Origin of the sequence: Christensenella sp., assembly GCF_034927525.1 — a bacterium.
Classification (GTDB): domain Bacteria; phylum Bacillota; class Clostridia; order Christensenellales; family Christensenellaceae; genus Christensenella.
On sequence record NZ_JAYFPU010000062.1, the window covers coordinates 1 to 7719 of the forward strand.

The following is a 7719-nucleotide window of genomic DNA, read 5'->3' on the forward strand; positions in this document are numbered from 1 at the left end:
CGCATAGGTATATTCCAGATTGATCTTGTTATCGCCTAAAATGGTGAGCACCTTATGAAGGCCGCCCGGCTCGTCCGGGATGGCGACGGCAAGAACGGGCGTGATGGAGCAGATATACCCCGCGTCCTTAAGTACGGTTGCCGTTTTATAGGAATCGTCCACAATCAGGCGCAGGATACCGAAATCGCGCGTTTCCGCGACAGAAAGCGCCCGCATATCGATGCCGTTCTGGTCGAGGACTTTCGTAAGCTCTGCGAGCTGTCCTGCATTGTTTTCCAAAAATACGGAGATTTGTTTTACAGTCATAGCTGAAACTCCTTTCCCTTAATAAAGGTGGCGTTTGTCGACCACGCGTACAGCCTTGCCCTCGCTGCGCACGATTGTCTTGGGAGCAACCAGATGCACCTCGGCATGGATGCCGAGCATGGCTCTCATGGCGTCGACAAGTTCTTTTTCCCTGTCGTAAACCGTGCTGATCGTATCGGAGAACATCTCGGGCGTCATTTCTACCTGAACCTCCAGCTTGTCGCTGTTCTTCTCGCGGCTGACGATGATCTGGTAGTTTGCCGGATATCCCTTGTTGAGTAGTACCGTCTCGATCTGTGACGGGAATACGTTGACGCCCTTGACGATGAGCATATCGTCGCTGCGCCCAAGCGGCTTTGTCATTTTGACGTGCGTCCTGCCGCACGAACACTTTTCGCGGCTCAGGATGCAGATGTCGCGCGTGCGGTAACGCAGCAGGGGGAAGGCCTCTTTGGTGATGCTCGTGAATACAAGCTCGCCCTTCTGCCCGTCAGGCAGTACTTCGCCCGTCACAGGGTCGATGATCTCTGCGATAAAATGGTCTTCATTGATATGCATACCCTTTTGTGCGCTGCATTCGAACGAAACGCCCGGGCCGGAAATCTCCGTCAGCCCGTAGATATCATAGGCCTTGATATTAAGCTTGCTCTGGATATCCTGCCGCATTTCCTCGCTCCATGCTTCCGCGCCGAAGATGCCCGCTTTTAGCTTGATTTTGTCCTGCAGACCCATTTCCCAGATCGTCTCCGCAAGGAAAGCGGCGTAAGACGGGGTACAGCACAGGATCGTGGATTCGAGGTCGACCATAAACTGTATCTGCCGCTCCGTATTACCGGACGACATGGGCAGCGTCAGCGAACCGACCTTGTGCGATCCGCCGTTTAAGCCCGGACCGCCTGTAAAAAGGCCGTAGCCATAGCTCACGTGCACAACGTCGTCTTTCGTTCCGCCTGCCGCCATGATGGCGCGTGCGCAGCAATCGTCCCACAGGTCGATATCGTGCTGCGTATAGAACGCCACGACGCGTTTGCCAGTAGTGCCGCTGGTGGACTGGATGCGTACAGCCTCGCGGAGAGGTACTGCCAAAAGGCCGTAGGGATAAGCCTCGCGTAAATCGTCTTTTGTCAGGAAGGGCAGCTTCTTAAGGTCTGCGGCGGACTTAATATCCGCGGGTGTCAGGCCTTTTTCATCCATTATTTTTTTGTAGTACGGTACATTTTCATAAACGTGCTTGACTGTGTTGACAAGACGCTCGTCCTGCCACGCGGTGATCTGCTTCCGCGATGCGCATTCGATATCCTTTTGATAATAGTGCTCCATAGTCGGTGGGTTCCTTTCCTTTGCACGCCGTGTTTCCGGCCATATTTTCCGTTACTACTATCATACCATTTTCTATCGCGTGCGCAAACAGGAAACTTTGTATATTGCGGGAAAACGAAAAGGTAGCGCACGACCCTGTTTCGTGGTAACATAAATCAAACCATACTGTAGGGAGAGCACTGTATGAAGCAGGGGAAACTGAGCGCGCTACTGCCCGTTTTTGTCTTTCTGATCGTATTTATCGGAAGCGGGATCATTTTTCAGGATTTTTATGCGGTTCCGGCAGTCGTCGGTTTTTTGATCGCCCTGATCGTGGCCTTTCTACAAAACCCCAAAAAGAGCTTTTCTGATAAACTGAATATTGCCGCAAAGGGCATGGGCAACCAGAACGTAATGATCATGTGCCTGGTGTTTATTCTGGCGGGCGCGTTTTCCGGCACGGTACAGGCATCGGGAGGCGTGGAAAGCGTGGTGAATTTTGCGCTGTCCATCATGCCGCCGGGCGTGGCCGTAGCAGGGCTCTTTGTGATCGCCAGCTTTATTTCGCTTTCGATGGGCACGTCGGTCGGGACGATTGCCGCGCTGGTGCCTATTGCTGTGGGCATCAGCTTAAAGACCGGATTTCCCGGCGCGCTGTGCGTGGGCGCAGTCGTGAGCGGGGCGATGTTTGGGGACAACCTTTCCATGATCTCGGACACTACCATTGCCGCAACGCGGACGCAGGGCTGTGCGATGAAGGACAAGTTTAAGGAAAATTTTAAGATCGTTTTGCCTGCGGCGATCATTACACTGGTCATTCTTATTATGCTTACCATAGGGAAGCCTTATGAGATATCCGGAATATTCGAATATGATTTTGTGAAGATCATTCCCTATCTGGCGGTGCTTGTCGGCGCGCTAGTGGGACTCAACGTTGTGCTGGTATTGGTGAGCGGTATCGTGCTTTCGCTGGTGATCGGGCTGTTTTCCGGTGCGATCCTGCCGCAGCAGATATTCAGCGTAATCGCGGGCGGGCCGGACGGTACGGGCGGCATCGTCGGAATGTACGACATCACCGTCATCTCTATCCTTGTGGCAGGTATCATCGGGCTTGTGAAGGAAAACGGAGGCATCGATTTTATATTGCATTCTATCCGCCGTGTGGTGAAGACCAAAAAAGGCGCGCAGCTGGGTATCGCGGCCTTAAGCTCGATGGTCGATGTGGCGACTGCCAACAACACGGTGGCGATCGTAATCGCAGGACCCATCGCAAAGGATATCGCGGACGAATTCAACATCGAGCCCAAGCGCACAGCCTCGCTGCTCGATATTTTTACGTCCGCATGGCAGGGCATTCTTCCTTATGGCGCACAGCTTTTGTATGCCGCCGCCGGTGCGACTGCGGCGGGACTGGCGCTCACGCCAATGGATATCATACCGTTCCTGTTTTATCCCGTATTGATGGGCGTCAGCGCGCTTATCTGGATATTGACGGGCATTGGCGATAAACCGCGAAAAAAGAAAAAAGAGCAATAAAAGAGACTGTCTGCGCGATTGGGCGTGAGACAGTCTCTTTTTGTTGGAAAAAAACGATCGGCTCAGACAGTCGCCAACCGTTTGTAGCCGTCAAAGGCCATTACATGGGGCTTGTCCTCCAGCAATATTGTCTTTTTGACATCCATGACATAAATGGTGTGGTCACCAGCTATCATACTATCGCTAAGCTCTAAGGCCCAGCATACGCCAGCACCCGAAACAACGGGCACGTCAAACCCGTCATATGTATCGAGGCTGATGCCGAACGCTTCTATTTTATTTGTGGCGGAGCCGGAACAGGTGCAGCACTGCAACACCTTTTCTTTGATGTCCTCAGTTACCATACACAAGGACGCTTTTTTTGTTTTTTGGATCACACCGCCCGTGTATCCCTTGTTGCTCGTACAAAACAAGAGCTTACCGTCCTTCATGGAAACGAAGGAAAACCAGGACACGCCCATAATATTCGCCTGACCCGCTTCGTTGCGCGTTACGATCGCGGCGAAAAGGTGTGGGCCGGAAAGCGCCGCGCTTTGCCCAAAACTAATTTCTTTCATTACAAACTCCTTTTCTGGCGCAGGGCATTATCTTGCCATCTGCATCGGTTCGTCCACGGAGGACGTGAATGAATCGCTGTCGCGGATAATCTCCGCACGCTCCAAAAGGCGGCCTTGCCCAATGGGTGAAAGGGAACGGAAAATGTGCAGCAGCTTGTTTTCCGCGGGGGACAGCTTTTGCTCGTTCACCAGCTCGGTCGGGTCGGCCAGGCCAAACAGGTAGTCGGTCGTCACATTATAAAGCTTTGCCAGGGCGCGTATCGTATCCGGATCCGGTGAAGAGATATTGTTCTCATATCTTGACAATGATTTATTGTTCAGATTGATCGCCTTATAAACGTCGATCTGTGTCAGATCAGCCCGTTCGCGAGAGAGTTTTAGGCGCATTCCCAAATTATCCATGGTATTCCTCCAACTTGATATCATTAAAATTTTCTTAACTATACTATATATAAATTCTCATTATTTGTCTATAAGAATAATTTTAAAATCAGTTTTTGTTTGAAAAACATCAATAAAAACGTTGAAAAATCTCTTTTCAAAAGATTATATCGATGAAAACACAAAAAAATCTTAAAAAACGGGTATTTTGCTTGCTGCGCAAAGAAAAGCGAAAGAACGAAATCGAGAAAACAACCGTGAAAAATCTTAAAAATCAAGATTAAACGATTAAAAAAAGCATAAAATTGAAAAAAAAAATTAAAATATTGTCAACTAAAAAGAATGATAAAAAGCGCACGGTTGTGCGAAAGCATCGGATTGAAAATCTTGATTTTGAAAAATAATCCCTTAAAAACGGAAAATAACTATTGACATCTCGTAATACTGGAAATATAATGAAAATAACAAAGGAAACTTCCCTGCAAACGAGACAAAACCAAAGAGACAAAACAAGACAAAATGACAACGCATCTTCGTATTAGCAATCAAAATCCCGATTTAAAAGAAGAAGACAAAGTATGTACGGTGTAAAATCCCTGTTTCGAGGAATTTACATCATACAAACCACAAATGGATATTTTTTCAAAAATCTTAAAATATTAGAAAATATGAAAAAATAATCCGCTGAATCTACAAAACATCGTGTAAGTGCCTGGAAAAGGGAAAGAACGGTTTTGCAGGCTTTGTGTATCAAAAAACACTTTGGAGGGGGAAATACATTGAGCAAATACATTTTAAGCGTTGATCTGGGAACCACTGCTTTGAAGCTGGCATTGATCGATTCATCGGGAGTGTCGATCACCGGAGCCACACGGGAATACGACCTGATCACACCGCGTCCGGGTTATGTGGAATGCAGCGCAGACACCTATTGGAACGCGTTTAAAGATGCGGTGCACCATATCGTGCAAAACAGCGGGGTAAACCCGGAAAACATTTGTGCGCTGGGCATTTCGGCACAGGGAGAAACGTTGTTTTTTATGGACGAAATCGGGCGTCCGCTCACAAACGCCATCGTATGGATGGACGGAAGGGCGCAGCGTGAAAGCCAGATGCTCAAAGATAAATTTACGGATGAGGTTTGTTACCGCATTACAGGGCAGATCAAATTTGACCCTTGCTGGCCGGCGTCCAAAATTTTATGGATGAAAAACCATCACAAGGAAGTATTCGAAAAAACAGATAAATTTTTGCTGATCGAAGATTGGCTGATCTATCGTCTGACGGATCAATTCGTTTCAGAAGGATCGCTGTTGTGCTCCACCGCATATTGGGATATCAACACCAAGGGCTGGTGGAAGGAAATGATCGATTATCTTGATATCAGCGAACAGCAGCTGCCAAAGATCATGGAACCCGGACAAAAGGTGGCCAGGCTTTCAGAGAAAGTGGCCAAAGAGCTGGGGCTTTCCAAAAACCTTTGGGTGTGCACGGGCGCGCTTGATCAGGCGGCGGGTGCGATTGGCGTAGGAAACATTAAAGAGGGCATTTTTTCAGAGAACATCGGTGCGGCGCTCGCGATCTGTGCGCCCATCAATACGCCGAAATTCGATCCGAACGGCCTGATGCCGCTCCATTATTTCGGTATACCGGATATGTATATGCTCCACACCTTTACAACAGGCGGCATGACGCTGCGGTGGTTCCGCGATTGCTTCTGTCAGGAGGAACAGACGATCAGCAGGCTGACGGATGAGGACGCATATAACTATATGACGATGGAAGCAATGCTCATTGAACCGGGAAGTGAAGGGCTGCTGGCGCTGCCGCACTTAAACGGGTCGATGGCGCCGGACATCAATCCCAAGGCCAAGGGCGTGTTTTACGGATTTACACTGGCGCACAAAAAGCCACACTTTATCCGTGCGTTCATGGAATCGGTTGGGTATATGATACGCCGCAACATTGAGGCGCTGGAAAACGCAGGGGTGCAGGTGACGGAGATACGTTCGCTGGGCGGTGGATCGAAAAGCGTACTGTGGAACCAGATCAAAGCGGATATCACAGGGCGGGATTTATGCACAAGCAACACCAAAGAAGCGGCATGCCTGGGTGTGGCGATTCTGGCGGGCAACGCGGTCGGCATGTTCGACAGCGTGGAGGAAGCGTGCGAGCGCATGGTGAGCGTGAAGCGTAAGTATATGCCCATCACGGAAAATGAAGAGGTATACGCGGAGGGTTACGTTAAATTCAAGAAGCTGTTCACAGACCTGACGAGTATGTTCAACGAGACCTGATAAATTTAAAAAACGGGATCAAAATATGAAAGGATGAAGAAAAAATGGGAAACATGAAGATGATTGTAATGCTGACGTATCATGACCAGACGGTAAAGGATGCGGCGCAGGTGTTTGAAAGCTGTAAGGATTTGCCGGTACAGGATTGGGGATTTAAAAATATTGGTATCCCCACAGACGAGATGAAGAAGCTGGTCGCCCTGATGAAGGCTGCGGGAAAAACGACGTATCTGGAAGTGGTCACATATAAGGAAGAAGAATGCTTGAGCGCGGCGGAGCTGGCGATCGAATGTAACTTTGATTACCTGATGGGCACGGTGTATTTTGCATCGGTACACAAGCTGCTTAAAGAGGCGAACATGAAGTATTTTCCGTTTTGCGGGAAAGTGTGGGGCAATCCTTCCATCCTCGGCGACACGTACGAGGACGTCATTGAAGGGGCAAAAAAGTTTGAAGCGCTGGGCGTGGAAGGTACGGATATCCTTGCTTACCGCTTTGTCGGTGATGCGGAGGAGCTGCTGCGCCGGTTTGTGAAGGAAGTCAGCTTTCCGGTGGTCGTGGCGGGCAGCATCGATTCCAACGCACGTATGGATTTTATGAAGGAACTCAGGCCATGGGGCATGACGATGGGCAGCGCGCTTTTTGACAAGCGGTTTATCGCAGACGGGTCGTTCCGTGACAACCTGAAATATGTCGTGGAATATCTGGAGAAAGACTGACGAGGGGAGGAAGGGCGAGATGGCAAAAAAAGATGCACTGAACTATCTGGAAAGTAACCAGGAAGAAATGATTGGTTTTTTAAAGAAATTGATTAAAATCGATTCTACCAATCCAGGGAATCAGGAAGTGGAAATACAGGATTATCTGGAAAAAACATTGCTGGAAATGGGGTTCTCGGTAGACAAGTTTGCAGCGGACGAAGAAGGAAAGCGCCCCAATATCTGCGCTGTATTGCATGGCAACAGAAAAGGAAAAAGCAAGGACATCATACTGAATGCCCATGTGGATACCGTCGCGGTAACGGAGCTTGAAAAATGGTATGTGGATCCGTTCGGCGCAGAAGAAAAAGACGGACTGATCTATGGTCGCGGATCAAACGACATGAAGGGCGGCCTGGCTGCCGCGATATGGGCGGCAAAGGCAATCAGGGAAAGCGGCGACGAACTGGGCGGCGACGTCATACTGATGCTGACGTCAGGCGAAGAATCCTGTGAGGGAGGTACAATCGGGACGCGTGCTTGCGTCAAACGCGGCTACCGTGCGCCCTTTGCAATCGTTTGCGAGCCGACAAGCGTAGAAATCCATAATTCTACGGCAAGCCTGCTGTGTTTTGAGCTGATCAT

Annotated in this window: 8 protein-coding genes; 4 read left to right on the plus strand and 4 right to left on the minus strand. The window is 49.4% G+C overall.

Features of this window, described 5'->3' with window-relative positions:
* Both VB081_RS02210 and VB081_RS02215 read right to left on the minus strand, forming a co-directional pair.
* A partial coding sequence (locus VB081_RS02210) for an acetolactate synthase (protein ID WP_323399220.1) occupies positions 1-306 on the minus strand: 306 nt, incomplete at its 3' end.
* Between the two features lie 18 nt (positions 307-324).
* The gene (locus VB081_RS02215) at positions 325-1626 is read right to left on the minus strand and encodes a phenylacetate--CoA ligase family protein (RefSeq protein ID WP_323399221.1); all 1302 of its coding nucleotides are present in this window, start codon (positions 1624-1626) and stop codon (positions 325-327) included.
* Between the two features lie 183 nt (positions 1627-1809).
* On the opposite strand from VB081_RS02215, the gene VB081_RS02220 reads away from it, so the two are divergent.
* Positions 1810-3141 carry a Na+/H+ antiporter NhaC family protein gene (locus VB081_RS02220; RefSeq protein ID WP_323399222.1) on the plus strand — a complete coding sequence of 444 codons (1332 nt, stop codon included), beginning with the start codon at positions 1810-1812 and terminating at the stop codon, positions 3139-3141.
* A gap of 62 nt (positions 3142-3203) precedes the next feature.
* Here VB081_RS02220 and VB081_RS02225 read toward each other — a convergent pair whose 3' ends face one another.
* Both VB081_RS02225 and VB081_RS02230 read right to left on the minus strand, forming a co-directional pair.
* On the minus strand, positions 3204-3698 hold the full coding sequence (locus VB081_RS02225; protein ID WP_323399223.1) for a flavin reductase family protein: 495 nt from the start codon (positions 3696-3698) through the stop codon (positions 3204-3206).
* Positions 3699-3725: 27 nt separating this feature from the next.
* Positions 3726-4100: a helix-turn-helix domain-containing protein gene (locus VB081_RS02230; protein WP_323399224.1), complete on the minus strand. Its 375-nt coding sequence runs from the start codon at positions 4098-4100 to the stop codon at positions 3726-3728.
* A gap of 758 nt (positions 4101-4858) precedes the next feature.
* On the opposite strand from VB081_RS02230, the gene VB081_RS02235 reads away from it, so the two are divergent.
* From VB081_RS02235 to VB081_RS02245, 3 genes are all read left to right on the plus strand, one after another.
* Positions 4859-6376, plus strand: a complete 1518-nt coding sequence (locus VB081_RS02235; RefSeq protein ID WP_323399225.1) for a xylulokinase — start codon at positions 4859-4861, stop codon at positions 6374-6376.
* A 44-nt stretch (positions 6377-6420) separates the two neighbouring features.
* Positions 6421-7095, plus strand: a complete 675-nt coding sequence (locus VB081_RS02240) for a hypothetical protein (RefSeq protein ID WP_323399226.1) — start codon at positions 6421-6423, stop codon at positions 7093-7095.
* 19 nt (positions 7096-7114) lie between these two features.
* Positions 7115-7719: M20 family metallopeptidase (locus VB081_RS02245; protein WP_323399227.1), on the plus strand; the 605-nt coding region annotated here is incomplete at its 3' end.